Source organism: Lysobacter niastensis (assembly GCF_031457115.1).
Classification (GTDB): Bacteria; Pseudomonadota; Gammaproteobacteria; order Xanthomonadales; family Xanthomonadaceae; genus Lysobacter_J; species Lysobacter_J niastensis_A.
In genome coordinates, this window is record NZ_JAVDVY010000002.1 from 444,478 (window position 1) to 470,315 (window position 25,838).

Consider the following 25,838-nt stretch of genomic DNA (forward strand, 5'->3'; position numbering starts at 1 on the left):
GCCATCGCGGCTACTGCGGTGACAGCGGCGAGACGCCACGCTCAAGGAAGACCTCCCGCGCCGCGACCAAGCCGTTGATGGCCGCCGGAAAACCCGCATACACGGCCATCTGCAGGATCGCCTCGGTGACCTGTAGAGGCGTGCACCCGACGTTCAAAGCGCCATTGATGTGCACCTTGAGCTGCGCCGAGGCCGTCCCCAGCGCCGTCAGCGCGGCGATGGTGGCGATCTGCCGGGTCGACTTGTCCAGACCCGGCCTCGCCATCACGTCGCCGTAGGCGAACGCCACAATCCAGTCCGCGAAGTCCGGAGCGATGTCTTTCAGGCTGTCTACCACAGCCTCGCCGCTGCTACCGGTAATGCTCTTCAGCGTGACCAGTCCCGCGGCATGGCGATCGGTGTTGGAAGTTGACATGACATTGACTCCAGTCGGAAAGGAAGCGGCACTACGCGGTCTCGAAGGCGACCAAGTCGGTATGCGCGTTGGCCCGGCGCATGGCGACCAACGGCGCGTACTCCGGCGACGACAGCAGGCCCTGGATCGCCTCGATGTTGGGAAACTCCAGCAGGATCATGTTGCGCGGAAGCCAGTTGCCTTCGAAAAACTCGGCGGCGCCATCGATGACCAGAGCCCTGCCACCGAACTTCTCGACCAGCGGTAGCGCCTGTCGGCGGTACTCGGCGATCGCGTTGGCGTCGCGGATTTCGACATTGCCAATGAGGTAGGCGGACATTTCAATCTCCTGTGTGCGTCATGTGAGGTGCGGGCCAGGTTAGAGCTCGCGGAAAAGGACCATGCCGGCGTGGTAGAGGACTCCGTCAACGAAATCACCATCGGCGGTGAAGCCCGTGTCATCGACGTAATCGATGTGATCGCCGTTGACGGTGTAGTTGCCTTGATAGGCGCTGCTGCGACGACCACGGGCTTCGTCATAGCGGCCGTTGGGCAGCAGTTCGTGGCGGATATGGCCGTCGGCTGTGACCCACATGCCGAGATAGGGATGGGCGTTCATGTTGGAAGTCTCCTGGGGCGCGGATGTGGACTTCGGCTGCGCTGACGCGGACAGCGCGACCGAGGTAGTAACTGCAGTCAGGGCAATGGCGCACGCCACGACCGGAACGGCGAACGAGCGAGCGGCGCGACGCACGGGAATCAGTAGGGGCTCGCCGTCGGGCGCACGATCAGCTCGCTAACATCGACGTCATTCGGCTGTTCGACGGCATAGGCGATCGCACGGGCAATGGCGTCGGGCTGCAGAGCGATACGGCGGAAGGCCTTCATCGCGTCGCGCGCCGTGGTATCGGAGATGGTGTCGGCCAGTTCCGACTCGACCACGCCCGGTGACACCACCGTCACGCGGATGCTGTCGGTTTCCTGACGTAGACCATCGGAGATTGCGCGCACCGCGTACTTGGTCGCGCAGTACACCGCCGCCGAGGGCGACACCGCGTGTCCGCCGATCGAGGACACATTGATCACATGGCCCTGTCCGCGCGCCTCCATGCTCGGCAAGACGGCGGCGATGCCGTGCAGGACACCGCGGACGTTAACGTCGATCATGCGGTCCCATTCATCAACCTTGAGCGCGTTCAGGGGCGACAGCGGCATGACGCCAGCGTTGTTGATGACAACATCAACCGGACCGAACGTTGCTTCGGCGAACGCCACGAAGTCCTGCATGTCGTTCAGACGAGTGACGTCCAGCGCCCGGTAGGCGACTTGGCCGCCTTCGTCGCGTAGTCGTTCGGCCAGCGCCTGCAGGCGTTCGGTCCGGCGCGCACCGAGCACGACGCGATGGCCCTGGCGGACAAGACGGGTCGCGGTGGCTTCGCCGATACCGCTGCTGGCGCCGGTGACTAGGATGACTTTCGAAGTCTGTTGAGTGTTCATGGGTGGGGTTCCAGGATCAGGGGTTCAGAGGTGTTCGGCAGCTTCGGCACGGAGCACGAGCGCGAAGAAGGCGAGGACGGCAAGCAGGATTCCGAAGCGGTGCATGAGGGCCTCCAGAGGCAGGTCCCGGCGGGGACGGTGGGCCTGGCGGTGCCTCTCCAGGTGGAAGCCATGCTAGGAACACCGGGGCCCCGCGCTAAGACCGGAACGTCTAGGCGTATTGCCTATTCCTATTTCGGGCCGTCCACATGGGTGCATTTCGTGGTGATATATAGCCTGTTCCTCTATTCAGCACCGGACCAGCCCCATGGCCACGCGCGCCCAAACGCCCACGATTGCCGCCTCACGTCAGGCTCGGATGGTCGATCTGATCGACCGGCTGGCTCCGGACGAGGGCTACACGCAATCGCTGCTCGACGGAGTCACCTTGATGCGCGCGAATCACCCGCTCGTGCGCACTCCCGCCCTGTACGAGCCAAGCATCGTGATCGTGGCGCAGGGGCGGAAGCGCGGCTTCCATGGCGGGAACACGTACGTCTACGACGCGCAGCATTACCTGGTGCTGGCCGTGCCCTTGCCATTCGAGATCGAGACCGAGGCCAGTCCGCAGGAGCCCATGCTGGGTATCGCACTGCGCATCGATCCGACCATGACCGCCGAACTGGCTCTGTCGGTCGACGAAACCCAGCCGCATTTCGACGTGCGGCCACGCACGATGTTCGCCACGCCGGTCGACGAGCGCTTCGGGGATGCCACCGTGCGCCTGCTCGAGGCGTTGGCGAATCCCGGCGAAGCCAAGCTGCTGGGCCCGGCCATCGTGCGCGAGATGACCTATCGCGTGCTCACCGGCGACCAGGGCGGCAGCCTGCGCGCCGCTCTGACCCAAGGCGGTCACTTCGGGCGCATCGCCAAGGCGTTGCGTCGGATTCATTCGCAGTACGACCACGAGCTGGATGTAACGACATTGGCCGGTGAGGCAAATATGAGCGTCCCTGCATTTCACGCGCACTTCAAGACGGTCACCGCAACCTCGCCGATCCAGTACATCAAGGCCATGCGCCTGCACCAGGCTCGACTTCTGATGATTCGCAACGGCTTGACCGCAGTCACGGCATCCGAACGGGTGGGCTACGAGAGCGCATCGCAGTTCAGCCGTGAGTTCAAGCGCATGTTCGGACGCAGTCCGATCGAGGAGGCGCGGCATCTCAAAGATGTGCTCAACCTGGCGCCGCCCGTACGACACGTGGCAGCCGAGCAGCGTGTGCTGGCCTCGTAAGACGGTCGTCCCTGCGCCATGGCCGACACTGCCCACAGCTCCGCCGAAGCGCTCGATGATCGGGTGCCCGGGACGCGCATCGCCGCCAGCCGTGGGCGAGCATGGAAAGACCTGCTGGTGCAGCTCTACCAGCGTGAGCCGCACCAGGAATGCCTGCTGATCCCCGCCGTACCGGAGCCCTTGGTCGTGTGGGTGCTGTCCGGTGCCGCGGTCGTCGAGGAACGTGAGCTGGACGGCCCGTGGCACGCCAATCGCGTGTCCGCAGGCGATTTCTTTCTGACCAACGCTCAGGATCCGTACGAGCTTCGCTGGACGGCAGACGAATCGTCGCCGTTCGAGGTCATGCATCTGCACCTGGGGCTGCCATTGCTCAAGCGCGCCACCGTGGAAGTGTTGGGCGATGCGCGCGAGTTGGAATTGCGTGATGTGTCGGGCGAGCGCGACGCAGTGCTGTCGGGGCTGCTCGAACCATTGCGTGCCGAACTCTTGTCCGCGCACGGCCCGAGCGCGCTGTTCGTTCAGGGCCTCGCGCAGAGCCTGGCTGTTCACCTCGTACGTCAGTATGGCGCCGCGGCGACAGGCAAGCGGCGACCTCGCGGGGGATTGCCCGCATTCAAGTTGCGCCGTGTAATCGAACTGATGGAGTCACAGCTGGACCGTGAGTTCCACCTCGCGCCACTTGCACGTGAAGCCGGGCTCAGCGAGTTCCATTTCGGCCGCGCGTTCAAGCAGAGCACCGGCTTCGCGCCGTCGCGCTATGTCATTCGCCTTCGCATGGAGCGGGCCCGCCAGCTCCTACGGGAGACGTCGCGACCCATCATTGAGATTGGTCTGGAGGTCGGCTACACAAGCGCCAGCCATTTCGCACAGGTCTTTCGTCGCGAGACCGGCGTTGCTCCCAGTGACTACCGCGGCGATACCTGACCGCAAAACCCCGACAGCCGGGGCAAGATCCCAAGAGAGACACCTTCGGGAGAAGCGCAATCTGCGCCCCGTGCTCGAGCCGATGCCCACTTCGCATCGGCAGCACGGCTCCCAACCCCAAGGTGAATCTCATGAAACTCAACGGAAAAATTGCTCTCGTCACGGGCGCATCCAGCGGCATTGGCGCGGCTACGGCCCTCAAGCTCGCAGCGCAAGGTGTGAAGGTCGGCTTGGCTGCGCGCCGAATCGACCGCCTGCAAGCTCTGGTGAACCAGATCAAGGCATCCGGCGGTGAAGCCCTTGCCATCGAAATGGACGTAGTCGACCCGACCTCGGTGCAGGCCGGCGTCCAGAAGTTGGTCGATACCTACGGAACGATCGACATCCTTTTCAACAATGCTGGCCTGATGCCGATCTCGGACATCGAAACGCTGAAGACCGACGAGTGGCACCGCATGGTCGATGTCAACATCAAGGGTCTGCTCAACAGCACCGCCGCTGTTCTGCCTTACATGCAGAAGCAAAGCTACGGTCATATCTTCAACACCTCGTCCATTGCCGGCCGCAAGGTATTCCCGGGCCTGTCTGTGTACTGCGCCACCAAGCATGCCGTTACCGCATTCTCCGAAGGTCTGCGTCTGGAAGTCGGCAAGAAGCACAACATCCGCGTTACCTGCATCCAGCCGGGCGCAGTGGACACTGAACTGTTCGAGCACGTCACGGACAAGGGTTATCGGGATCAAATGGAAGGCCTGCGTGATCAGATGGCGTTCCTGAAGGCTGGCGACATCGCCGACACCATCCTGTTCGCCCTGCAGGCGCCGGATTACGTCAACGTCGCCGAGTTGTTCGTGCTTCCGACGGATCAGCCCTGGTAATTCACAGTGGGCCGACGCCCCTTCGCAGCGGTCGGCGCGAGACTCGCGCCGACCGCCCTCAGGAGATCTCTCATGGACCCAATCAGCAAGGTGGCATTCTTCGCGGCCAAACGTGGCGAGGAGGCTCGTCTAGGCCATCAGTTGATGGGCCTGGTCCCGTCGTCCCGCAGCGAGCCAGGCAATCTTCGCTACGAGATCTTTCAAGACACCAGCGATGATGGCTTGTGGATCGTGGTTGAAGATTGGCGCTCGGCGGCAGACTTCGACTTCCACATGACAACCGATTACGTTCAGGCTTTCCTGGGTCAAGTACCGGCGCTGTGCGATGGCGAACCGGATATTCGAAGCTACCAAAAACGTTCATCGACTGATTGCCGTTAGAGCTCTGAGACGCCATCCAGGAGAAACGCTATGAAAATCCCTGAGAAACACGACTTCCCGCTAACCGATATCCGGCGCTATCTCGAACCAGGCCCCATCGTACTAGTCAGCTCCTGCTGGAAAGACGAGACCAACATCATGGTCATGGGATGGCACATGATGCTGGGGTTTTCTCCTGCCATGTTTGGATGCTACATCTGGGAAGGAAACCACAGCTTTGAGCTGATCCGGCGTAGCCGAGAATGTGTCATCAACCTTCCGACAGCCGACATGGTCGATACGGTTGTGGGGATCGGCAACTGCAGTGGATCCGAACGAATCGATAAGTTCGCGAAGTTCGGCCTTACGGCGCGGCCTGGACGATATGTGGATGCTCAACTCATTGCCGAATGCCACGCAAACTTCGAGTGCAAGTTGGCTGACGATCGACAGATCGACGAGTACGGTCTCTTCATCTGGGAGGTAGTGAAAGCCCACGTCGCGCCATCACCAAAGCGCCCGGAGACATTGCATTACCGAGGCGACGCTGAATTCATGACATCCGGCGGCCACATCAGTCGGCGCAGCAAGTTTAAGCCCCAGAACCTGTGAGGACAGAGTCACATCCATCCCTTCCCCTGCGCATTAGCGTTCTTCCTAACCGGGAAAACGAAGTTTCTTGGAGGCGACGCCCGCAAAGGCGGTAATTGCCGGGTGCTCGACATGGACTTTGAAACCTCTTCTTCAAGACCGGAGTCCGCGGGTTACTGGTGCCGTCACGACGATGCTGGTCGTCGCGGTTGCCAGCCTGCTGGTTGCCCGATGGCGGCGGTGGATATGACGCACGGCCGTCGAGTCTGGAGCCCTCACGACTGAGGCCGCGTACGCGGCTCCAGTCGTGACTGAACTCATCGGATGCAGGCTATCGCCACGTTACAAAGCGGTTCGACCGGCCCGCAACTGATTCTCTACCTCATCCATCGTCAAGCCCCGCTGTTTCGCAATCAATTGCTTGTAGTAGGTGATGATCCCCGGCTCCCGACCCTCGACGGTGATCCACTTCAACGCCTGTGCCGTCGAGTCGACCTGGTCGTCATACTTCCCCTTCGGGAAGGTGGTCAGCTCCTGCACATAGTCTGGCAACCAGGGGGCCTGCTTCGGCAGGAGGACATGACCGTTCTCGATTTCCGGCGTCTGCGCCAGCATCCGCATGATCTTGTCGCCTTCGCACTTGATGCCCTTGATGCCTGACACGGTGCCCCGCAGCTCTTGGACCAGTTGGATGCCCGAGGCCTTGTCCTCGATGAGGATCGTCCGAGCTTTCCAGGCCTCCGCTTGGGCGATAACTGCCCGCTTGAGATCGGGGTACGCCATGCGCTTGCGCAGGACGTGGAGGAGGTAACTCTTCTTGCCCTTCACACCCCACGTGGTGCACACGCTGTAGTCGGCCAACTCGCTTTCCTTGTTGGCCGTATCCCAGCTCTGGACGATAGTGTCGAAGTATTCCGGCGTCTCATCGGGGGTGTAGTACGCCAGCCAGCCCGCCGCCGCCAAGCGGCACAGGCGCCTGCAGGTATTGGGCTGAGAAGCTGTATTCCCCGAGCGCAGCGCGTACTCCATCCAGCACATCCTGTGGCTCACGCTCAGGGTGCAACAACTCCCCGCTCTGGCGCACATACTGGGTGGGCCCGAGCACGGTGGCGTAGTCCCAGACCTCGTCTTCTTGGGCGATCGCCGGCAGGTTGATCACCTCCCAGGCCTCCTTCTCCAGGACGTGCCCGACCAGGTCGTCCAGGTGCAGGCGCTGCATGATGATCACGATGGCGCCGGTGCGCTTGTCGTTGAGGCGGGTGTAGAGGGTGTTGTCGAACCAGTCGTTGGCGGCCTGCCGCTGAGCCTCAGATAGGGCCTCATCGGGTTTGACTGGATCGTCGATGATCACGATGTCGCCGCCACGGCCGGTCAGCACGCCGCCGACGGAGGTCGCCATGCGGCCGCCGCGCTGGGTCGTCTCAAAGTCCGCGGCGGCCGTACGCTGCGCCAGCCGGGTCGCAAAAGCCCGCAGATACCACTCCGACCACATCACCGCCGAGGTATCGCGGGCGAGCTTGTTGGAGAGCTCCTGGCCGTAGCTGGCGCAGATGATCCGCTTGGAGGGATCCCGACCCAGCACCCAGGCCGGAAAGGCAACTGACGTGGATGATGCTCCCCTTCCCGATGATGTTCTGGACAAACACGGTCTTGCCAGACTTCGATGGGCCCGACAGGGAAACCACAACGTTCCCCATATCCATCGCCTGTCGCAGCGCCTTCTCCTTGTCCCTCAGGTGCTCATCGACGAGCGTGTACTGCGGAAAGCCACCTGGCGTGAAAACGTCCTTGGCGCGCATGTGCCCCTCTTCCTGTTTGCTCTCAGCCCCGGTCGAATAGTCGTGGAATTCTGATCGGCCTGTCTAGCGACGGGCAGTCGCAATCTGACACCTCAAGCGCGGGGATCAAGTAGGCCCCATCTCCAGAGCTATTGATCGATGGAGCCCGATCGGCTGCCGAGCGCCCCCGTTCTTGCCGAATGAAGCCGACTCCGCGGGGGGGCGAACATCGAAAGGAACTAGGAATATTGGTCGGCCGGAAGTCACATCGGAGAAAGGGAGCGATTGCGCGGCTGCATACGCCTTCCCCAACGCTCTCTTTGGCGAAAGGAGAGTGTCCAAGCCTTTGACTTTTCAAGGCCTTCTGCGCAGATGTGGCAGAGAGAAAAGAGGGGTGTGGACTAGATGGTGGGCCGTGATGGATTCGAACCATCGACCAGCGGATTAAAAGTCCGATGCTCTACCGACTGAGCTAACGGCCCACGTTTATTGCTGCTGCGCGCTCGTGGATTGCAGGAACTCTTGAGCGCAGTCCCGGCATTGCGTCGGGGCGAGCATTCTAGCAAACACGATGTGGACGCGGCAGGCGCCTGTGAGCTGGGCGTCACGACCCTGCCTCACGCCTGCGCCATCCCGGTCAGAAGTATCGGGTCGGATCGGCCACGCCCGCTGCGGCGAAGCCTTCCGCGCGCAGGCGGCAGGCATCGCAATGGCCGCAGGCTCGGCCCTGCTCGTCGGCCTGGTAGCACGACACGGTATCGGCGAAGTCCACGCCCAGGCGGATGCCCTCGCGCACGATGTCGGCCTTGCTCATGAACTGCAGCGGGGCGTGGACGCGCAGGCCCGCGCCCTCGACGCCGGCCTTCGTGGCCAGGTTGGCCAAACTCTGGAACGCGGCGATGAACTCCGGCCGGCAATCCGGGTAGCCAGAATAATCCACCGCATTGACGCCGCAGAAGATGTCGGCGGCGCCGAGCACTTCGGCCCAGCCGAGCGCGACCGACAGCATGATGGTGTTGCGTGCCGGCACATAGGTGACGGGGATCGCGTCCTTGGCCGCGGCCTGCCCGACCGCATGGCCGTCGGCGTCGGTCGGCACCGAGATCGCCTCGTCGGTGAGTGCCGAGCCGCCGATGCTGCGCAGGTCGACGTTGACCGTCTTGTGCTCGACCGCGCCGAGCTTGCGCGAGACGAGATCGGCCGCATCGAGCTCGGAAGTGTGGCGCTGGCCGTAGCGCACGCTCAGCGCGTGGACGTCGTAACCCTGCGCGCGCGCGATCGCGATGACGACGGCGGAGTCCATGCCTCCGGAGACGAGAACGACGGCTTTCTTCATGGTCGGCTGGCTGGACATGGGTTGGGTTCGTCATCCCCGCGTTCGCAGGCATCGAAAAACAGGTGGGGCGCAGAGCTGGCTCCCCGCCTTCGCGGGGATGACGTTCAAGGCTTTCAGCGCCCCGGTTCGTCGTTCCACAGGATCTTGTGCAACTGCAACTGGAAGCGCACCGGCAGCTTGTCGGCGACGATCCAGTCGGCCAGGTCGCTCGGCTTGACCTGGGTGAAGCTCGGCGAGAACAGCACGTCGCAGACCTCGGTCAGGCGATGCTCGGCGACGACGTCCTTGGACCAGTCGTAGTCCTCGCGCGAGCAGATCACGAACTTGACCTGGTCGTTCGGGGTGAGCAGCGGCAAGTTGGACCACAGGTTGCGGTGGACCTCCATCGACCCCGGCGTCTTGATGTCGAGCACGCGCGAGACGCGCTGGTCGACCTCGGAGATGTCGATCGCGCCGGAGGTTTCCAGCGAGACTTCGTAGCCGGCGTCGCACAAGCGGTGCAGCAGGCCGATGCAGCGCTTCTGCGCGAGCGGCTCGCCGCCGGTGACGCAGACGTGGCGGGCGCCGTGGCGGGCGACCTCTGCCAGGATGTCGTCGATCTGCCGCCACTCTCCACCGTGGAAGGCGTAGGCGGTATCGCAGTACTGGCAACGCAGCGGGCAGCCGGTGAGGCGCACGAACACGGTCGGCCAGCCGATGCTGCGGGCTTCGCCCTGCAGGGACAGGAAAATCTCGGTGATCCGCAGCCGCTCCAGCGACGCTGCGGCCGCTTCGGCGGGGACGGCGTTCATGGGAGGAATTTTACCGGATGCGGCCGGGAGGAACTGAAAACGCCGCAGCCCTCAGCGCAGCCGGCCCAACTGGATCGCGTTGAGGCGGTCTGTGGCGGTACGCGCGGCATCGCTGCCGGGATAGCGGGTGGAGACTTCGGCGAGGGTCCGCTCGGCGGCCTCTACCTGTTTGAGGCCGATCTGCGACAGGCCGACCTTGAGCATCGCGCCCGGCGCCTTGTCGTGGGTGGGATAGCGGTCCAACAGTGCCTGGAACTGCACCTGCGCCATCTGGTAGTTCTGGGTGACGTAGTAGCTCTCGCCCAGCCAATACAACGCGTTGGGCGTGTAGGTCCCGTTCGGGTAGGCCTCGACGAAGGCCTGGAACAGGCGCGCCGACTCGGCGTACTGGCCGGCCTTCATGGCGTTGAAGGCGGTGTCGTAAGCGGCGCGTTCGCCGGCATCCTTGGCCAGAGCGCCCTTGTCACCGTAGACCGCGGGCGCGCGGTCCTTGCTTGATGCCGATGGTGCCGGCGTCGCCGGTTTGCCGGCTGGGGCCGCGGCTCCGGTGGTCGGCGGCGGCGCGACGGCGCCCCCTTCGATCCGGTTGAGACGGCCGTCCAGGTCCAGGTATTGCGCCTTCGAGCTCTGCTGCAGTTGCTCGTTGAGCTGCTGCAGTTCCTCGACCTGCGAACGCAGGGCCTGGATCTCGGACTTGAGTTGGTTGACCTGGTTGAGCAGGTCGACGTTGGCCTGGTTGTCTCCGGCACGCTGCTCGAGAGCGGCGACGCGATCGGCCAGGCTCACGCGTTGCGCGAACGCGGGCGCGGCGGCCACCAGGGCCGCCGCGAACGCTACAGGTAGTACGAACTTGCGCATCGATCTGCCGACGCCGCCTTACTTGGCGGTGTAGATGATCTCGACGCGACGGTTCTTGGCCCAGCAATCCTCGTTCGAGTCGGTGCAGACCGGACGCTCTTCGCCGTAGCTGGTGACGGTGATCTGGCCACTCGAACCACCGTTGGCCTGGACCGCCGAGGACACGGCGTTGCCACGGCGCTCGCCGAGGCCGACGTTGTACTCGCGGCTGCCGCGCTCGTCGGCATTGCCTTCCAGCGTCATGCGCGAGGACGGACGGTCACGCAGGTACTTGGCGTGGCAGGCGACGACGTTCTGGAACTCCGGACGCAGGGCGTCCTGATCAAAGTCGAAGTACACCACGCGCTGGCGCAGGCAGGCGTCGGTGTCGAGGTCTTCCGGACCGTACAGGCCGGAGGTGGCCGGGGCTTCGGTGACCGGCGCGCTCGGGGTCGGTTCGGCCGGCGGCGGGGTTTCCTTGACCTTCTTCGAGCAGGCGACAGCCGCGGTGCACAGCACGGCGGTGAGCAGGATGCGGGTAGTGGTGTTCATGGTCATTCCTTGGTCTTTATTCGGAGCTTAAGGGGTGGCAAATGCTTCGGCTCAGCGCGGCAAACGGTAGGGTCCCCAAGCCGGTTCGCGCACGTCGCCATCGGCGAGCACCAGGCGCTGGCGCACTCTGGCATCGGCGGACACGGCATAAAGGACGCCGCGGCGGCCTTCGCGCGCAGCATAAATGATCATTGCGCCATTCGGGGCAAAGCTGGGCGATTCGTCGAGCGAACCTGGCGACAATGTGCTCCAGCGCGCAGATCCGAGTGTGCTGTCCATCATGGCAATGCGGTAGTTGTTGCCGGCTCCCTGGGCGGTGGCGATCTTCTTGCCGTCGGCCGACACGCTGGCGCTGGCGTTGTAGCTCCCCTGGAACGTGACCCGGGTGGCGCTGCCGCCGCCAGCCGCGACCTGGTAGATCTGCGGCTTGCCGCCACGGTCGGAGGTGAAGTAGATGATGCTGCCGTCGGCGCTCCAGGTCGGCTCGGTGTCGATGCTGAAATGGTTGGTCAGCTGGGTCAGCGCGCGGCTGCCCAGGTCCATCACGTAGATCTCGGGGTTGCCACTGCGCGACAGCGTCAGTGCCAGCCGGCGGCCGTCCGGCGAGAACGCCGGCGCGCCGTTGATGCCGCGGAACTTGGCAATCAGCTCGCGTGCGCCGCTGCCGATGTTCTGGATGTAGATCGAGGAGCTGCCGCCCTCGAAGCTGACATAGGCCAGGCGGTTGCCGTCCGGGCTCCAGGACGGCGACAGAAGCGGCTCGGGCGAACGCACCACGGTCTGTGGGTTGAAACCGTCGGAGTCGGCGACCATCAACGCGTACTGCGCGCCCTTGCCGGTGCCGGTGGCGGTGACGTAGGCGATGCGGGTGAAGAATGCGCCGCGCACGCCGAGGATCTTCTCGTAGACCGCATCGGCGATCTGGTGGGCGACGTCGCGCATGGCGTTGGCGCGGGCGGTCAGGGCGAAGCCGAGCAGGCGTTCCTGCTTGGCGACGTCGAACAACTCGTATTCGACCCGGTAGCTGCCGGCGCCGGCATCGAGCACGCGACCGACAAGCAGGTAATCCTGATTGAGCGCGCGCCAGGTCGGATAGTTGACCTCGGCGCCGCGGGTGGGCTTCTCGATGATCTGCGCCAGTGGCAGGCCGCGGAACTGGCCGGAGCGGTTGAGGTCGGCGGTGATCACTTCGGAGACGTCGGTCGGCGGAGCGGTGGAGCTGCCCTGGTAGGGCATTGGCACGACGGCGATGGGCAGCGCCGCGGCATTGCCGCCGACGATGTCGATCTCCAAGCCCTGTTGCTGGGCAGCAGCGGCCAACGGAAGCAGCAGCGACAGCAGCGCCACCAGCCAGGTCAGATGTCGGCGAGTCTTCGTTACTTTCGTCGGCACTTTCGTCGGCATGTTCATCGGCACTCCATTACTCGTTTCGTCGGTACAGCCTGGGATACTTAACAGCAGGTTGGTGAATGCCGCCTCAAGGATGGCTTCGACCCGGCTCATTGGTCCTGCGCGGTGAAGTTGAGCGTGAGGTTGCGCTGGAACACCGATTCGAAGCCGGCATACGGCAAAGGCTGGGCCTTGAGCACGGCGGCCTCGATCGACCGACGGCCCTGCTCATCGTAGGCGCAAGGCGATGACACTTCCGCGCTCATTACCTGCCCGCCCGGCAGCTGGTGGATCAGCAGACGGCAGCGCGCGCCGATCGGCACGGTTTCCGGACGGGTCCACTTGGCCAGGATCGCCTCCTGCAGCGCAGCAGCGTAGCGCGCCTGCAAGCCCGTGTCGGCGCCATTGTTGCCCGGTGGCGCGCTGGCCGAGGCACTGGCCGTGGACGACTGCACGGCGCGGGCGTCGGCGATCTGCTGCAGGCGCTGCTCGGCCAGTTGCGCCTCGCGCGAGGCCTTGGCGCGCTGCTTGCGGATGTCTTCCAGCTGCTTGAGCCGCTCGGCCTCCATCTGCGCCAGGCGCTGCTTGCGCTCGACTTCCTGCTGACGCTCGCGCTCGGTCAGGTCGATCTGCTCCTGGCGGCGCTTTTCTTCCTGCACCTTGTCCTCGGTGGCCGGCATCGGCGTGGGCTGGTCGACCACGGCCTCCTGGTTGCTCGCGTCGGGCACCGGAATGAAATCCTGCGGCTTGGCCTGCGGCGGGGTCGGAGCCTCCTCGGGCACCGGCTCGGGCAACGGCTGCGGCAGTGGCGCGGTCTCTTCCGGCTGTGGCTGGGGCTGGGTTTCCTCGATCGGCTTGGGCCGCTTGCGCAGCGTGCTCTGCATCGCCGGCGTCAGTGCGTTGGCGTCGACCAGCTCGGCGGCCACCGGCGAACCGGCGGCCGACACCGGCGCGTTGTCGCGGGTCCACTGCAGACCGAGGAACATCAGCGCGAACAGCACCGCATGCAGCAGCAGCGCCCATACGATCGCCTGCGCGGTGTCAGCGCGCGACTCCCGCATCAGCGGCCGCCCTTGCCGGCCTGCCCTTGCGAGGCCTGGTCGGGCTGGCTCATCAGGCCGACCTTCTTGACGTTCGCGCTCTGCAGCAGCACCAGCGCGTCCATCACCTTCTGGTAGTTGGCCTTGGCATCGCCGGCCACGAACACGGCCACGTCCGGGTTCTGCGCGACGATCGCGGCGACCTTGGCCTGCAGCGTCTCGGCGGTGACCGGCTCGTTGCTGCCCGCTTTCACGGCCAGGAAGTAGTGGCCTTCCGGATCGACGCTGACGACCACCGGGTCTTTTTTCTCCTGGATCGACTTGGCGTTGGACTGAGGCAGGTCGATGTCGACGCCCAGGTTCAACAGCGGCGCCGTCACCATGAAGATGATCAGCAGCACGAGCATCACGTCGATGTACGGCACGACGTTGATCTCGGCCTTGAGCTTGCGCTTGCGATGTCGGCGCGCGGCGATGCCGGTCATGGCTGTTCTCTCGTATTCAACTGCTTCAACGCCCGAGACGGGCCATGCGGGTTACTGCTCGTCGAGGTTGGCCTGGCGCTGCAGGATCGACGAGAACTCTTCCGAGAACGCGTCGTAGCGCACGCTCAGTCGCTCGACCTTGGTCGCGAAGCGGTTGTAGGCCCACACCGCCGGGATCGCCGCGAACAGGCCCATCGCGGTGGCGACCAGCGCTTCGGAGATGCCCGGCGCGACCGTGGCGATGGTCGCTTCCTTCATGTTGGCCAGGCCCTGGAACGAAATCATGATGCCCCACACCGTGCCGAACAGACCCACGTACGGGCTGATCGAACCGACGTTGGCGAGGAATTCGAGGTTGTGCTCCAGGCCGTCGATCTCGCGCGAACCGGTCGCGCGCATGGCGCGCTGCGCGCCTTCCAGCTGCATGCGACTGTCGGCGCCGCGACGCTGGCGCAACCGGCCGAACTCGCGGAAGCCGGCTTCGAAGATCGCCTCCAGGCCGCCGATGTCGCGATTGCGCTCGGTGCTGCCGGCATAGAGCTTGGACAGCTCGGCGCCGGACCAGAAGCGCTCCTCGAACGTGTCGGCTTCGCGCGCGGCGCGGTCGAGCACGCGCTTCTTGCGGAAGATGATTACCCACGACGCCACCGAGCCGAACAGCAGCAGCAACATCACCAACTGCACCGGAATACTGGCGTGCAGGACCAGGCTCAACAGGTTGAGGCTGTTGCCGGCGGCGGCCGGTGCGACCGCGGCAGCCGCGCTGACGGCCTCCTCGGGCAGGGCTTCAACCGTCGGCGACGAAGTCGTCGCCACCTGCAGCGCAGTCAACAATGCCGTCATGCTTGTTTCTCCGTGCCCGGTGCCACGGGCGTTGCTTGTTCCAGGGCTTTCAATTCGTCGTACAACGGTTGCGGCATCCCGCGCGGCCGGAACCCGCCGGCATCAAGCGCCGCCACCCGCACGCGTGCGGTCAGCAGCACCTCGTCGCCGCGCATGATCGACTGCGCGAACACCGCGCTGGCGCGGCGGCACTCGACCAGCTGCACGGTGACCGCCAGCGCATCGTCCAGCCGCGCCGGCTTGAGGAAATCCAACGTCATCGCGCGAACGGCGAACACCAGATCGTAATCAAGCCGGAGCAGTTCCTGGCCGTAGCCCTGCGACCGCATCCATTCGGTGCGGGCCCGCTCCAGGAACGCCAGGTACTGCGCGTGGTAGACCACGCCGCCAGCGTCGGTATCTTCCCAATAAATGCGTACCGGTAGGCTGAACATTCGTTAAGAAATGGAAGTGGAAGGAGAGAAATCGTAGGCTGGCCCGTGACTTGCGCCATCGTCGCAACGTGCCAGGGCCCCATGCGGGGAACGTGTGTGCATGACCGCGGTCACGGTCTGGCGGAAACGGTCATCCGCCCTCGCCCGCCGTATCGAACAGGCTGCCATCGCGGCCGCGCACGGCCAGGCCCAGGTGTCGATAGGCCTTGGGCGTGGCCATGCGGCCGCGCGCGGAGCGCATGAGATACCCCTGCTGGATCAGGTACGGCTCGATCACGTCCTCCAGGGTGCCGCGCTCCTCGCTCAGCGCCGCCGCCAGCGATTCCACGCCGACCGGACCGCCGTCGAAGGAGTCGATGATGATGCTCAGCAGGCGCCGGTCGAGGTCGTCGAAGCCTTGCGGGTCGACTTTCAGCATGGCCATCGCCGCGTCGGCGGTCTCGCGGGTGATGGCGCCGTCGGCGCGCACCTGCGCGTAATCGCGCACGCGGCGCAGCAGGCGGTTGGCGATGCGCGGGGTGCCGCGCGAGCGGCGGGCGATCTCGGCCGCGCCTTCGGGTTCGCAGTGGATGCCCAGGATCTGCGCCGAGCGGCGCACGATGCGGGTCAGTTCCTCGGCGCTGTAGAACTCCAGGCGCTGGACGATGCCGAAGCGGTCGCGCAGCGGCGCGGTCAGCAGGCCGGCGCGGGTGGTGGCGCCGATCAGCGTGAAAGGCGGCAGGTCGAGCTTGATCGAGCGCGCGGCAGGACCCTCGCCGATCATGATATCGATCTGGTAGTCCTCCATCGCTGGATACAGGACCTCCTCGACGACCGGCGAAAGACGGTGGATCTCGTCGACGAACAGCACGTCGTGCGGCTGCAGGTTGGTCAGCAGCGCCGCCAGGTCGCCGGCCTTCTCGATCACCGGGCCGGAAGTTTGCCGCAGATTGACGCCGAGCTCGTTGGCGATGACGTGGCTGAGCGTGGTCTTGCCCAGGCCGGGCGGTCCGAAGATCAGCACGTGGTCGAGGGCTTCGCCTCGGCCCTTGGCCGCTTCGATATAGATCTTCATCTGCTCGCGCACCGGCTGCTGGCCGAGGTACTCGTCCAGGCGCTTGGGGCGGATCGAGGCCTCGATGGCCTCGTCCTCGCGGGTCGCGCCGGCGGCGATGATGCGGGGATCGTTCATGGGGGCATTATGTCATCCCCTTCCCGCTTCCCATGGCGGCGCCTGCCCAAAAAGACAGGGAACGCACCTTCTCCCGCGTACAGAAGGTGCGGTGTGCGCTAGATCTCTACCTGCGCCCCCAGTTCCACCAGCCGGTTGCCCGGAATGCGGAAGAACCCGGTGGCCGGCGCCGCGTTGCGGTGCATGAAGGCGAACAGCTTGTCGCGCCAGATCGGCATGCCGCGGTGGCGGCTGGCGACCACCGTTTCGCGGCTGGCGAAATAGGTGGTGTCCATCGGGTCGAAATAGATGCCGCCGGCATCGCACGAACGCATCAGCGCCAGCGGCACGTCGGGCATTTCCATGAAACCGAAGCGCACCACCACGCGGTAGAAGTCCGCGCCGCCGATCGTTTCGATCTTCAGCCGCTTGTCACGGGGGGCGTAAGGCACGTTCAAGGTGTCCACGGTCAGGAACACGTTGCGCTCGTGCAGCACCTTGTTGTGCTTGAGGTTGTGCAGCAGCGCATGCGGGACAACGCCCTTGTCGGCGGTCATGAACACCGCGGTGCCCGGCACCCGCGCCGGCGGCGCCAGCATCAGCCCGGGCAGGAACGTGTCGATCTGGATGCCCTCCTTGCGGACCTCCTCATGCAGCAGCTCGCGGCCGCGGCGCCAGGTGCGCAGCAGCGTGAACACGATCAGGCCGAGCATCACCGGGAACCAGGCTCCGTCGAAGAACTTGGCGCCGTTGGCGATGACGAAACCGGCGTCGACGATGAAGAAGACGATGCACGCCGGCAGCACCCACAGGCGCCAGCGCGGCCACAGCGCGTTGGCCACCAGTGCCAGCAGCAGCGTGTCGATCAACATCGTCGCCGACACCGAGATGCCGTAAGCCGATGCCAGCGCGGTGGAGCTGCGGAACATCAGCACCACCGTCAGCACCGCGATCATCAGCGCCCAGTTGATGTAGGGCACGTAGATCTGGCCGATGGTCGCGTGCGAGGTGTGCTTGACCTGCATGCGCGGGATATAGCCCAGTTGCATCGCCTGGCGCGAAACCGAATAGGCTCCGGTGATCACCGCCTGCGAGGCGATGATCGCGGCCATCGTCGCCAGCACGATCATCGGATACAGCGCCCACTGCGGCACCGCCTCGAAGAACGGGTTGGTGACCGCAGCCGGATGGCCGAGCACGAACGCGCCCTGCCCCAGGTAGTTCAGCATCAGGCAGGGCAGCACCATCGTGTACCACGCGTAGCGGATGGGCTTGGCGCCGAAATGGCCCATGTCCGCGTACAGCGCCTCGCCGCCGGTCACCGCCAGCACCACCACGCCCAGGATCAGCACCGAGTGCGAGCCGTGCGAGATAAAAAAGCGCGCGCCCCACATCGGATTGAGCGCCTTGAGCACTTCCGGCGCCTGCACGATGTTGTGGATGCCGATCAGGGCCAGCGAGATGAACCACAACACGGTGACCGGGCCGAAGACGCGGCCGACCTTCTCGGTGCCGAAGCGCTGCGCCAGAAACACCATCACCAGGATCACGATCGAAATCGGGACGATGAAGCGATGCAGCCCGGGGGCCGCGACCTCCAGGCCCTCGACCGCGCCGAGCACGGTGATGGCCGGGGTGATCACGCTGTCGCCGAAGAACAGCGACGCGCCGAAGATGCCGAGGATGCCGACGATGTAGGCAGAGCGCGATCCCTTGGCCAGCGTGCGCTGGGCCAGGGTCATCAGCGCCATGATGCCGCCCTCGCCCTCGTTGTCGGCGCGCATGATGATGGTGACGTACTTCAGCGTCACCACGATCATCAGCGCCCAGAAGATCAGCGACAGGATGCCGAGCACGGTGTCGTGGTTGCCGGCCAGGCCGAAGTGCGGCGAGAACGCCTCTTTCAGCGTGTACAGCGGGCTGGTGCCGATGTCGCCGAACACCACCCCGATCGCGCCGATGACCAGGCCGAACAGGCCTTGCCGACCGTGGCCGCCGTGATTGTCGGCGTGCGCGGGACCGGACGCGGTGGAGGAAGGTACGGAAGGGGACATGGTTGCGTCTGCTGGGGCGGAGAACCGCCGTGGCTCAACGAAGCGCGGACTTTAGCGCTTTGCGGATGATGGTGGCTGCGTCGTCGCCGGCCGCGGCGGCATCGCGCGCCATGCGCGAGGCTTCGGCGGGTTTGTAACCCAGTTGCTGCAGGGCGATGATCGCCTCGCTCAGCGGATCGGCCGCGCCACCGGGGCCGGAGATCGTCGCGCCGGCGCCGGCCAGGTCGGCCGCGCGGTCGCGCAGCTCCACCACCATGCGTTCGGCAGTCTTCTTGCCGATGCCGGGGATGCGCGTCAGCGCGGTGACGTCGCCGGCCTGAACCAGCCGCGCGAACTCCTCGACCGGCACGCCCGACAGCACCGCCAGCGCGATCTTCGCGCCGATGCCGGATACCCGCTGCACGTCCCGGAACAGGCGCCGTTCGGCCTCGCGCAGGAAGCCGTACAGCGACACGCTGTCTTCCTTCTGCGCGTAATGGGTGAAAAGCGAGACTTCGCGACCGAGGTCGGGCAGGTCGTAGAAGGTGCTCATCGGCGCCTCCAGTTCGTAGCCGACGCCGTTGACGTCGACCACCAGCCACGGCGGCTGCTTCATCACCAGCGTGCCCTTGAGGCGTCCGATCATGTGTTACGTCTCCGCAGCAATTGCGCAGATACGCCCGTGCGCGCCACGGTGGCGCTCATGTGGGCATGGGTCAGTGCGATCGCCAGCGCGTCGGCCGCGTCGGCCTGCATCTTCGCGTCGGGCAGGTTGAGCAGCAGCCGGACCATGTGCTGCACCTGCTCCTTCTCCGCAGACCCGCGACCGACCAGCGACTGCTTGACCACACGCGGCGAGTACTCGCAGATCGGCAGGCGCCGGCGCACCACGGTCGCCAACGCCGCGCCGCGGGCCTGGCCGAGCTTCAGCGCCGAGGACGCCGACTTGGCCATGAACACCGTCTCGATCGCGATCTGCTGCGGCTGCCACCGGTCCAGCAGCGCCTCCAGCCCGTCGCACAGCAGGCCCAGGCGCGCGGGAAAATCCTCCGCGTCGAGCAGCGTGAGCGCCTGCGCGTGCACATAGCTGCAGCGGCCGTCGGCGGCGACGTCAATGACGCCGATGCCGGTCCGCTGCGAGCCGGGGTCGATTCCCAGGATTCGGATCACGTCGTCAGCGTACGCCGATCAGGCGTAGGCGTCCTGTCCGAGGTCGGCGTTGGAGTAAACATTCTGGACATCGTCCATGTCCTCCAGCCAGCGCAGCAGCTTGACGACCTGCTGTGCGGGCTCGCCTGTGACGGCAATGTCGTTGTCGGCGCGCATGGTCACCTCGGCCAGGTCGGCCTTCAGGCCCGCGCTTTCCATCGCGGCCTTGACCTGCTCGAAGGCGTCCGGAGCGGTCACCACGTCGATGGAACCGTCATCCGGATACACGACCACGTCGTCGGCGCCGGCATCGATCGCGACTTCCGTGATTTTTTCCTCGTTCGCGCCGGAGGCGAACGACAGCACGCCGAGCTTCTTGAACATGAAGGACACCGAGCCTTCGGTGCCGAGGTTGCCGCCGAACTTGCCGAACGCGTGGCGCACGTCGGCGACGGTGCGGACCCGGTTGTCGGTCAGGCAGTCGACGATCACCGCGACACCGCCGGGGGCATAGCCCTCGTAGCGGATTTCCTCGTACTCGACGCCTTCCAGTTCGCCGGTGGCCTTCTTGATGGCGCGTTCGATCACGTCCTTGGACATGTTCACGGCCAGGCCCTTGTCGATGGCCGTGCGCAGGCGCGGGTTGGCGGCAGGATCGCCGCCACCGGCGCGCGCGGCCACGCCGATCTCGCGGATGACCTTGGTGAAGATCTTCCCGCGCTGGGCGTCTACGGCGTTCTTGCGGGCTTCGATCGACGGGCCTCTACCCATGGTGCTTTCCGGATTGTCGCTTTGAAGAAGGTGGCGATTTTACTTCTATCGGGCCCCTTTCGCCGGAAGCGGTCACATTTATTCGGGCTTTCGATGCGGGGGGCCCGCATCGAAGCGCCCGTACCGGAGGAAGGCCACCGCCAGCCGTGCGACCTCGGCCGAGAACAGCAGGCCGGAATGGCTGGTCTGGATCACCGTGTGGTCGGCCAGGCCCGACAGCCGGGTTTCGGCGACACGGACGGTGCCATCGTTTTCGTCCTCGATGCGGCCGACAAAGCGCCCCAGCCCGTAAGGCGCGCGCCCGGCGATCATGCCGACCTCGGCCGGGCCGCTCCAGGGCTCGCAGCCGCGCCGCAGCAGGTCGGCGCTGCGTCCGAGCGAGGCGGCGGTCCAGATGCGGCCGGCCATGCCGCCGGCCGCGGCGCTCCCGCACAACGGTGAGCCCAGGCAAACGACGCGCGGCACGGGTAATTCGGGATGCCGCTGCAGGGCGCTGAGCGCCACCAGCCCACCCAGGCTGTGGGCCAGCAGGTGACCGGGCTCCTCGCGCAGTCGCTGCACCAGGCGCGGGATCGCCGCGTCCGGGCCGCCCAGGACCGTGGCGTAACCGAAGATCTCGGGGCGGAATCCGGCACGGCGCAGCCGCGCCGCCATGGACTGCATCGACAGGCGGTTCATCCACAGGCCGTGCAGCAGGATGACGCGATTGGTCATGGGCGGTGTGTTCGGGTGGTTGGAGACACTTTGCCAAAGCGGGAGGCAAAAGCGCCCTCATCCGCCCTCGGGCCCCCTTCTCCTACGCATGAGAAGGGAAAAGCAACGATCCAGATGCCCGCCCTTCGCGCCTATGGGAAGAAAGGTTGCGATCGCCTTGCCCCCGAGGGCAAGGGCGTCAGCCTGGAGACTGCGCCCGCCTGCGCAGGATGAATTCATGGTCGCGGATGTCGCCGACAATGAAGTCGTAATCGCCGACATGCTCGAAGCCATGCCGCGCATACAGCCGTTGCGCGCCATGGTTCTCCGACCACACGCCAATCCAGAGCGTGCGCGGGCCGTCGCGCTCAAGCCACTCCAGCGCGGTGCGGAACAGCCGTCCGCCCCAGCCGCCGTTCTGGTGATCGAGCAGCACGTAGAGCCGCTTCAACTCACCATCGCCCGGCGCCACTTCGGCATGCGGCAGCGTGCATGGCCCGGCAAGCGCGTGGCCCACCGCAACACCGCCATCCTCCAGCAGCCACACCGCGCAGGCGTCATCCGCCAGCACGCGCTCGCAGGCTTCGAGCGAATAGCTCTCGGACAGGAACGCCTGCAGGTCCTGCGGCGGATACAGATGGCCGAAGGTGTCGGTGAAGGTGCGCGAAGCGATGCGGGACAAGGTCTGTGCATCGCCGGACCCGGCACGTCGGATGAGCACGATTACGCCTCTTCTTCCTCGGCGTCCTCGTCCTCTTCCTCGACGTCCTCTTCTCCGTCCTCGTCGCCTTCCTCGCCTTCTTCGTACTCGTAATCGTCTTCGCCGAAGTCCTCGCCGTCCCAGCGGCCCTCGCCATCCGGCACGAAGGTCAGGGCCATGGCATTGGGCGCGTGACCGACGCGCACCAGCCAGCCGCCGAAGACGCGGGCGCGCTCGGTCACCAGACCGGCGTCGGCGCCCTCATTGCCCAGCCTTTCCCATTCCAGTGCAAATGCATGCTCGGTCATCCGTTTACAAACTCCTTAAAGGTTCAGGCCTTGGCCTTGGGGCGCACGGCGACGTGCACTTCGGCCAACTGTGCGTCCGGGATCGGCGACGGCGCGCCGGTCATCAGGCACTGCGCGGTGGTGGTCTTCGGGAAAGCGATGACATCGCGGATCGACTCGGTGCCGGCCATCAGCGCGGCGATGCGATCGATGCCGAAGGCGATGCCGCCATGCGGCGGCGCGCCGTACTTCAGCGCGTCGAGCAGGAAGCCGAACTTCAGCTCCGCTTCTTCGGCGCCGATGCCGAGCAGGTCGAACACCGCGCTCTGCATCGCCGAGCTGTGGATGCGGATCGAACCACCGCCGATCTCGGCGCCGTTGAGCACCATGTCGTAACCGCGCGACACCGCCGTCTTCGCGTTCGCGCGCAAATCGGCGATGTCGTCCACCGCCGGCGCGGTGAACGGATGATGCAGGGCGACGAAGCGGCTTTCCTCTTCGTCCCACTCGAACATCGGGAAATCGGTGACCCACAGCGGCGCCCAGCCTTCCGACACCATGCCCAGGTCCTTGCCCAGCTTCAGGCGCAGCGCGCCCATGAAGTCGGACGCGGTCTTGTAGGTCGCCGCGCCGAAGAAGATCAGGTCGCCCGTGGTCGCGGCGGCGGCCTGCACGATCGCGGCCAGCGTGGCGTCGTCGAGGAACTTCGCGATCGGGGAATTGATGCCGTCGCGTCCCTTGCCCGCATCCTCGACCTTCATCCACGCCAGGCCCTTGGCGCCGTGCTTGGCGGCGTGGGCGGCGTAGTCGTCGATCTGCTTGCGGCTGAGCGTGGCGGCGCCCGGCACGCGCAGCGCGACAACGCGACCGTCCTCGTGGTTGGCCCAGTCGGTGAACACCTTGAACTCGCAGTGCTTCACCAGCTCGGCGATGTCCGTGAACTCCATCGAAAAGCGCAGGTCCGGCTTGTCCGACCCGAAGCGACGCATCGCCTCGGCGTAGGTCATGCGCGGGAACGGGTTAGCCAACTCGACGCCCATCACCTCGCGGAACACGTCGCGGATCATCACCTCGACCGTGTCCTGCACGTCGCGCTCGGACACCCACGCGAACTCCATGTCGAGCTGGGTGAACTCGAGCTGGCGGTCGGCGCGCAACGCTTCGTCGCGGAAGCATCGAGCGATTTGATAGTAGCGGTCGAAGCCCGCCATCATCAGGATCTGCTTGAACAACTGCGGCGACTGGGGCAGCGCGTAGAACTCGCCCTCGTGCATGCGCGCCGGCACCAGGAAGTCGCGCGCGCCTTCCGGCGTCGCCTTGGTCAGGATCGGCGTCTCGATGTCCTGGAAGCCGCGGCCGTCGAGCCAGCGGCGCAGCGCCTGCACCAGCCTGATGCGGGTGCGCATCTTCTGCTGCATCTCCGGGCGGCGCAGGTCGAGGTAGCGGTACTTCAGGCGGATGTCCTCGCCCGGATTCTCGTGGGCGTGGAACGGCAGCGGCTCGGCCTTGTTGAGCAGCTCGATCTTCGTCGCCACGACCTCGACCTTGCCGGTGCGGATCTTGTCGTTGACCGCATGGCGCGCGCGCACGATGCCGGTGATGCGCAGGCAGTCCTCGTAGCCCACTTGCGCGGCAGCGGCGAGCACCTGCGCGTTGCCTTCGGCGTCGGACGGCTCCGCGACGATCTGGACGATGCCTTCGTGGTCGCGCAGGTCGATGAAGCACAAGCCGCCGAGGTTGCGGGCAACGTCGGCCCAGCCGCAAAGAGTCACGGTCTGGCCGATCAGGGCCTCGTCGACGAGGCCGCAAAAATGGGTACGCATGGGGGCTCCGGAGCTAACGGTCCGGCCTGGGCCGGAAGCTTATATTTTTGAGAACACGGCATTTTAGCGGCACTGGCGGGTTACTTGCCCGGAACCTCGCCGGGCGTGGCCGGCTACGCCTCGCGGCCCCCAGTCTGCCAAGGAAACAGGCGTGGACCGACTGCTCCAGACGCTCGCATGGCGGGATGGCTGGGCGTGTTTGAGCCCGCCGAGCCTGAGATGGCCAATGTCACCCAGATTTCTTCATCGATCCGCGACTGGCGGGGCCACGAGCGGTACGCGTAAGTCTGAGAGGCCCGCTTCCAGCCTCAGGCAGCAGGCTTGCCCGCGGCCGGCTCTGCCTTCTTTTCGGCCGGCTTCGACTCGGCCGACTTGGAATCCGCCGGCTTCGACTCGGTGGCCTTCCCCCCTCCGCCCGACGACGATCCACCATCGCCGGCCAGGTTGCGCTTTTTGTCGCCGTCCTTCTTGAAGTCGGTCTCGTACCAGCCGCCACCGGCCAGTCGGAACTGCGGAGCGGTGAGCTGGCGACGGACCTGCGACTCGCCGCAAGCCGGGCATTGAGCCGGATCCGCATCGGAAAGCTTCTGCAGTCGGTCGAAACGATGGCCGCAGGCGGCGCACTCGAAAGCATAGATCGGCATGGCACGACGCAATATCTAAGGACAGGCAGGCATTCTGGAGGCGCCGCCACGCAAATCAAGGGCGGCGCCTGTTCAGGCTCTGGCCCTGGCACCCGCTGCCATTCCTCGTACCCGGTCGTCGACCACTGCGATCATCGTCATGAAAGCCAGTCGCTGGCGGCGGAGTTCCTGTCTACACTGAGCTGCCCGCCATCCCCCAAGCGATTGATGGAAGCCCTGCGCATCTACCGGATCGACGCCTTCACCACCGAGCGCGGTCATGGCAACACCGCTGGCGTGGTGACCAATGCCGTCGACCTCGACGAGGCGCAGATGCAGGCGATCGCCCACGAACTGGGGCACTCGGAAACCGCGTTCGTGCTGCCCGCGCAGGACCCCAGCCATCACGTGCATGTCCGCTTCTTCACGCCGGCTACCGAAGTGCCGGTATGCGGCCATGCCACCGTAGCCGCCCATTACGCGCTGGCGCTGGAGGGAGGCCCCATGGGCATCCGTCGGCAATTGACGGGCGCCGGGGTCCAGACCGTAGAAACCCGTTGGTGCAACGACGATTTCGCCATCCGCATCCAGCAGAACCGGCCTTCGTTCGCCGACCCGCTGGCGCCCGAACTCGTGGATGAGCTGCTGGTTGCCCTGAGCCTGGAAAACGACGATCTCGATCCACGCTGCCCGCCACAGTTCGTCAGCACCGGGCACGGCAAGCTGCTGGTCGCGATCACCCGTCGAGATCGCCTGCGCGAGCTGGAGCCCGATCTCGCGCATCTGGTGGAGTTGGGGCCCCGCGTGGGCAGCAACGGCTATTTCGTTTTCACGCTCGATGTCGAAGCGGGCGACGACGCGCTGACCCACGGACGCATGTTCGCGCCCGCGATCGGCGTGGACGAGGATCCGGTGACCGGCAACGCCAATGGCCCGCTGGGCGCCTACCTGGTGCGCCACGGTCTGCTCGAAGCGGCCGACGGCATGGCGCGTTTTCGGGGACGCCAACAGGCAGGCAACGGCCGCCACGGCTATGTCGACGTCAGCGTGAAGGTCGAAAACGGCGAACCGGTGGGCGTGACGATCGAAGGCCGCGCGGTGCTGGCCGACAGCATCGAACGCGAGCGCGGATAACCGCGTAGTCCGAACGCCGGAGCGAGGTTTTTTCCTGACCCCGTTCGCCCCGAGCGTGCGGCGAAGCTTC

Annotated in this window: 31 protein-coding genes and 1 tRNA gene; 6 read left to right on the forward strand and 26 right to left on the reverse strand. The window is 65.5% G+C overall.

Annotated elements, in window-relative coordinates:
• Nucleotides 1-10: 10 nt before the first annotated feature.
• Genes J2X06_RS11235 through J2X06_RS11250 form a run of 4 tightly spaced genes read right to left on the reverse strand, consistent with a single transcriptional unit; the run spans nt 11 to nt 1,891 of the window.
• On the reverse strand, nt 11-415 hold the full coding sequence (locus J2X06_RS11235; RefSeq protein WP_310062374.1) for a carboxymuconolactone decarboxylase family protein: 405 nt from the start codon (nt 413-415) through the stop codon (nt 11-13).
• A 31-nt stretch (nt 416-446) separates the two neighbouring features.
• Nucleotides 447-734, reverse strand: a complete 288-nt coding sequence (locus J2X06_RS11240; RefSeq protein WP_310062377.1) for a DUF1330 domain-containing protein — start codon at nt 732-734, stop codon at nt 447-449.
• 39 nt (nt 735-773) lie between these two features.
• Entirely contained in the window at nt 774-1,148 is a 375-nt protein-coding gene (locus tag J2X06_RS11245) for an Atu4866 domain-containing protein (RefSeq protein ID WP_430539570.1), read from the reverse strand.
• Between the two features lie 5 nt (nt 1,149-1,153).
• Complete coding sequence (locus J2X06_RS11250; protein WP_310062380.1) at nt 1,154-1,891, reverse strand: SDR family oxidoreductase; 738 nt, start codon at nt 1,889-1,891, stop codon at nt 1,154-1,156.
• Between the two features lie 307 nt (nt 1,892-2,198).
• Between J2X06_RS11250 and J2X06_RS11255 the strand changes: the two genes are divergently transcribed.
• From J2X06_RS11255 to J2X06_RS11275, 5 genes are all read left to right on the forward strand, one after another.
• Entirely contained in the window at nt 2,199-3,167 is a 969-nt protein-coding gene (locus J2X06_RS11255; RefSeq protein WP_310062383.1) for an AraC family transcriptional regulator, read from the forward strand.
• 18 nt (nt 3,168-3,185) lie between these two features.
• The gene (locus J2X06_RS11260; RefSeq protein ID WP_310062386.1) at nt 3,186-4,091 is read left to right on the forward strand and encodes a helix-turn-helix domain-containing protein; all 906 of its coding nucleotides are present in this window, start codon (nt 3,186-3,188) and stop codon (nt 4,089-4,091) included.
• Nucleotides 4,092-4,222: 131 nt separating this feature from the next.
• Entirely contained in the window at nt 4,223-4,969 is a 747-nt protein-coding gene (locus tag J2X06_RS11265) for an SDR family oxidoreductase (RefSeq protein ID WP_310062389.1), read from the forward strand.
• A 72-nt stretch (nt 4,970-5,041) separates the two neighbouring features.
• On the forward strand, nt 5,042-5,350 hold the full coding sequence (locus J2X06_RS11270) for a putative quinol monooxygenase (protein WP_310062392.1): 309 nt from the start codon (nt 5,042-5,044) through the stop codon (nt 5,348-5,350).
• Between the two features lie 30 nt (nt 5,351-5,380).
• On the forward strand, nt 5,381-5,941 hold the full coding sequence (locus J2X06_RS11275) for a flavin reductase family protein (protein ID WP_310062395.1): 561 nt from the start codon (nt 5,381-5,383) through the stop codon (nt 5,939-5,941).
• Between the two features lie 321 nt (nt 5,942-6,262).
• Here J2X06_RS11275 and terL read toward each other — a convergent pair whose 3' ends face one another.
• The 22 genes from terL to J2X06_RS11385 form a co-directional block, all read right to left on the reverse strand.
• The gene (terL, locus tag J2X06_RS11280; RefSeq protein WP_310062397.1) at nt 6,263-6,883 is read right to left on the reverse strand and encodes a phage terminase large subunit; all 621 of its coding nucleotides are present in this window, start codon (nt 6,881-6,883) and stop codon (nt 6,263-6,265) included.
• Nucleotides 6,843-7,502 (reverse strand): hypothetical protein, encoded by a 660-nt coding sequence (locus tag J2X06_RS11285; protein WP_310062400.1) that lies wholly within the window; start codon nt 7,500-7,502, stop codon nt 6,843-6,845. The genes terL and J2X06_RS11285 overlap by 41 nt, the downstream gene beginning before the upstream one ends.
• A 602-nt stretch (nt 7,503-8,104) precedes the next feature.
• Nucleotides 8,105-8,180, reverse strand: a tRNA-Lys gene (locus J2X06_RS11290).
• 155 nt (nt 8,181-8,335) lie between these two features.
• Nucleotides 8,336-9,034 (reverse strand): 7-cyano-7-deazaguanine synthase QueC, encoded by a 699-nt coding sequence (gene queC, locus J2X06_RS11295; RefSeq protein WP_310063602.1) that lies wholly within the window; start codon nt 9,032-9,034, stop codon nt 8,336-8,338.
• Between the two features lie 113 nt (nt 9,035-9,147).
• Nucleotides 9,148-9,825 carry a 7-carboxy-7-deazaguanine synthase QueE gene (gene queE / locus J2X06_RS11300; RefSeq protein WP_310062403.1) on the reverse strand — a complete coding sequence of 226 codons (678 nt, stop codon included), beginning with the start codon at nt 9,823-9,825 and terminating at the stop codon, nt 9,148-9,150.
• Between the two features lie 51 nt (nt 9,826-9,876).
• A complete protein-coding gene (gene ybgF, locus J2X06_RS11305) occupies nt 9,877-10,683 on the reverse strand; it encodes a tol-pal system protein YbgF (protein WP_310062405.1) in 807 nt (268 codons plus the stop codon).
• An 18-nt stretch (nt 10,684-10,701) separates the two neighbouring features.
• On the reverse strand, nt 10,702-11,214 hold the full coding sequence (gene pal, locus J2X06_RS11310) for a peptidoglycan-associated lipoprotein Pal (protein ID WP_310062408.1): 513 nt from the start codon (nt 11,212-11,214) through the stop codon (nt 10,702-10,704).
• A gap of 51 nt (nt 11,215-11,265) precedes the next feature.
• Complete coding sequence (gene tolB / locus J2X06_RS11315; protein WP_310063603.1) at nt 11,266-12,618, reverse strand: Tol-Pal system beta propeller repeat protein TolB; 1,353 nt, start codon at nt 12,616-12,618, stop codon at nt 11,266-11,268.
• A gap of 95 nt (nt 12,619-12,713) precedes the next feature.
• Nucleotides 12,714-13,664, reverse strand: coding sequence for a cell envelope integrity protein TolA (locus tag J2X06_RS11320; RefSeq protein ID WP_310062411.1), 951 nt, complete (start codon nt 13,662-13,664; stop codon nt 12,714-12,716).
• A complete protein-coding gene (tolR, locus tag J2X06_RS11325) occupies nt 13,664-14,128 on the reverse strand; it encodes a protein TolR (protein ID WP_310062413.1) in 465 nt (154 codons plus the stop codon). The genes J2X06_RS11320 and tolR overlap by 1 nt, the downstream gene beginning before the upstream one ends.
• A gap of 51 nt (nt 14,129-14,179) precedes the next feature.
• Nucleotides 14,180-14,971, reverse strand: a complete 792-nt coding sequence (tolQ, locus tag J2X06_RS11330) for a protein TolQ (protein WP_310062416.1) — start codon at nt 14,969-14,971, stop codon at nt 14,180-14,182.
• Nucleotides 14,968-15,405, reverse strand: a complete 438-nt coding sequence (gene ybgC / locus J2X06_RS11335) for a tol-pal system-associated acyl-CoA thioesterase (protein ID WP_310062419.1) — start codon at nt 15,403-15,405, stop codon at nt 14,968-14,970. The genes tolQ and ybgC overlap by 4 nt, the downstream gene beginning before the upstream one ends.
• A 130-nt stretch (nt 15,406-15,535) precedes the next feature.
• On the reverse strand, nt 15,536-16,576 hold the full coding sequence (gene ruvB / locus J2X06_RS11340) for a Holliday junction branch migration DNA helicase RuvB (RefSeq protein WP_310062422.1): 1,041 nt from the start codon (nt 16,574-16,576) through the stop codon (nt 15,536-15,538).
• Nucleotides 16,577-16,674: 98 nt separating this feature from the next.
• Entirely contained in the window at nt 16,675-18,609 is a 1,935-nt protein-coding gene (locus J2X06_RS11345; RefSeq protein WP_310062426.1) for a potassium transporter Kup, read from the reverse strand.
• 34 nt (nt 18,610-18,643) lie between these two features.
• A complete protein-coding gene (gene ruvA, locus J2X06_RS11350) occupies nt 18,644-19,234 on the reverse strand; it encodes a Holliday junction branch migration protein RuvA (protein WP_310062428.1) in 591 nt (196 codons plus the stop codon).
• Nucleotides 19,231-19,758, reverse strand: coding sequence for a crossover junction endodeoxyribonuclease RuvC (ruvC, locus tag J2X06_RS11355; protein WP_310062431.1), 528 nt, complete (start codon nt 19,756-19,758; stop codon nt 19,231-19,233). The genes ruvA and ruvC overlap by 4 nt, the downstream gene beginning before the upstream one ends.
• An 18-nt stretch (nt 19,759-19,776) precedes the next feature.
• A complete protein-coding gene (locus J2X06_RS11360) occupies nt 19,777-20,508 on the reverse strand; it encodes a YebC/PmpR family DNA-binding transcriptional regulator (RefSeq protein ID WP_310062434.1) in 732 nt (243 codons plus the stop codon).
• A gap of 78 nt (nt 20,509-20,586) precedes the next feature.
• Nucleotides 20,587-21,222 (reverse strand): esterase/lipase family protein, encoded by a 636-nt coding sequence (locus J2X06_RS11365; protein WP_310062437.1) that lies wholly within the window; start codon nt 21,220-21,222, stop codon nt 20,587-20,589.
• Between the two features lie 178 nt (nt 21,223-21,400).
• Entirely contained in the window at nt 21,401-21,925 is a 525-nt protein-coding gene (locus tag J2X06_RS11370) for a GNAT family N-acetyltransferase (protein ID WP_310063605.1), read from the reverse strand.
• Entirely contained in the window at nt 21,925-22,209 is a 285-nt protein-coding gene (locus J2X06_RS11375) for a DNA primase (protein ID WP_310062440.1), read from the reverse strand. The genes J2X06_RS11370 and J2X06_RS11375 overlap by 1 nt, the downstream gene beginning before the upstream one ends.
• A gap of 23 nt (nt 22,210-22,232) precedes the next feature.
• Nucleotides 22,233-24,011, reverse strand: coding sequence for an aspartate--tRNA ligase (aspS, locus tag J2X06_RS11380; RefSeq protein ID WP_310062443.1), 1,779 nt, complete (start codon nt 24,009-24,011; stop codon nt 22,233-22,235).
• A gap of 308 nt (nt 24,012-24,319) precedes the next feature.
• On the reverse strand, nt 24,320-24,655 hold the full coding sequence (locus J2X06_RS11385; RefSeq protein ID WP_310062446.1) for an FmdB family zinc ribbon protein: 336 nt from the start codon (nt 24,653-24,655) through the stop codon (nt 24,320-24,322).
• A gap of 207 nt (nt 24,656-24,862) precedes the next feature.
• Here J2X06_RS11385 and J2X06_RS11390 point away from each other — a divergent pair, with 207 nt between their 5' ends.
• Complete coding sequence (locus tag J2X06_RS11390; RefSeq protein ID WP_310062447.1) at nt 24,863-25,768, forward strand: PhzF family phenazine biosynthesis isomerase; 906 nt, start codon at nt 24,863-24,865, stop codon at nt 25,766-25,768.
• Nucleotides 25,769-25,838: the final 70 nt, after the last annotated feature.

Bases quoted from the DNA above. Each gene is read 5' to 3' on its own strand.
- J2X06_RS11365 (WP_310062437.1), bottom strand. From the start codon at position 21,222: ATGACCAATCGCGTCATCCTGCTGCACGGCCTGTGGATGAACCGCCTG.
- J2X06_RS11320 (WP_310062411.1), bottom strand. From the start codon at position 13,664: ATGCGGGAGTCGCGCGCTGACACCGCGCAGGCGATCGTATGGGCGCTG.
- J2X06_RS11235 (WP_310062374.1), bottom strand. From the start codon at position 415: ATGTCAACTTCCAACACCGATCGCCATGCCGCGGGACTGGTCACGCTG.
- aspS (WP_310062443.1), bottom strand. From the start codon at position 24,011: ATGCGTACCCATTTTTGCGGCCTCGTCGACGAGGCCCTGATCGGCCAG.
- ybgF (WP_310062405.1), bottom strand. From the start codon at position 10,683: ATGCGCAAGTTCGTACTACCTGTAGCGTTCGCGGCGGCCCTGGTGGCC.
- J2X06_RS11390 (WP_310062447.1), top strand. From the start codon at position 24,863: ATGGAAGCCCTGCGCATCTACCGGATCGACGCCTTCACCACCGAGCGC.
- J2X06_RS11360 (WP_310062434.1), bottom strand. From the start codon at position 20,508: ATGGGTAGAGGCCCGTCGATCGAAGCCCGCAAGAACGCCGTAGACGCC.
- ybgC (WP_310062419.1), bottom strand. From the start codon at position 15,405: ATGTTCAGCCTACCGGTACGCATTTATTGGGAAGATACCGACGCTGGC.
- queE (WP_310062403.1), bottom strand. From the start codon at position 9,825: ATGAACGCCGTCCCCGCCGAAGCGGCCGCAGCGTCGCTGGAGCGGCTG.
- J2X06_RS11345 (WP_310062426.1), bottom strand. From the start codon at position 18,609: ATGTCCCCTTCCGTACCTTCCTCCACCGCGTCCGGTCCCGCGCACGCC.
- J2X06_RS11240 (WP_310062377.1), bottom strand. From the start codon at position 734: ATGTCCGCCTACCTCATTGGCAATGTCGAAATCCGCGACGCCAACGCG.
- J2X06_RS11275 (WP_310062395.1), top strand. From the start codon at position 5,381: ATGAAAATCCCTGAGAAACACGACTTCCCGCTAACCGATATCCGGCGC.
- ruvA (WP_310062428.1), bottom strand. From the start codon at position 19,234: ATGATCGGACGCCTCAAGGGCACGCTGGTGATGAAGCAGCCGCCGTGG.
- tolR (WP_310062413.1), bottom strand. From the start codon at position 14,128: ATGACCGGCATCGCCGCGCGCCGACATCGCAAGCGCAAGCTCAAGGCC.
- J2X06_RS11250 (WP_310062380.1), bottom strand. From the start codon at position 1,891: ATGAACACTCAACAGACTTCGAAAGTCATCCTAGTCACCGGCGCCAGC.
- J2X06_RS11265 (WP_310062389.1), top strand. From the start codon at position 4,223: ATGAAACTCAACGGAAAAATTGCTCTCGTCACGGGCGCATCCAGCGGC.
- J2X06_RS11255 (WP_310062383.1), top strand. From the start codon at position 2,199: ATGGCCACGCGCGCCCAAACGCCCACGATTGCCGCCTCACGTCAGGCT.
- tolQ (WP_310062416.1), bottom strand. From the start codon at position 14,971: ATGACGGCATTGTTGACTGCGCTGCAGGTGGCGACGACTTCGTCGCCG.
- J2X06_RS11260 (WP_310062386.1), top strand. From the start codon at position 3,186: ATGGCCGACACTGCCCACAGCTCCGCCGAAGCGCTCGATGATCGGGTG.
- ruvB (WP_310062422.1), bottom strand. From the start codon at position 16,576: ATGAACGATCCCCGCATCATCGCCGCCGGCGCGACCCGCGAGGACGAG.
- J2X06_RS11375 (WP_310062440.1), bottom strand. From the start codon at position 22,209: ATGACCGAGCATGCATTTGCACTGGAATGGGAAAGGCTGGGCAATGAG.
- pal (WP_310062408.1), bottom strand. From the start codon at position 11,214: ATGAACACCACTACCCGCATCCTGCTCACCGCCGTGCTGTGCACCGCG.
- J2X06_RS11270 (WP_310062392.1), top strand. From the start codon at position 5,042: ATGGACCCAATCAGCAAGGTGGCATTCTTCGCGGCCAAACGTGGCGAG.
- tolB (WP_310063603.1), bottom strand. From the start codon at position 12,618: ATGCCGACGAAAGTGCCGACGAAAGTAACGAAGACTCGCCGACATCTG.
- J2X06_RS11385 (WP_310062446.1), bottom strand. From the start codon at position 24,655: ATGCCGATCTATGCTTTCGAGTGCGCCGCCTGCGGCCATCGTTTCGAC.
- queC (WP_310063602.1), bottom strand. From the start codon at position 9,034: ATGAAGAAAGCCGTCGTTCTCGTCTCCGGAGGCATGGACTCCGCCGTC.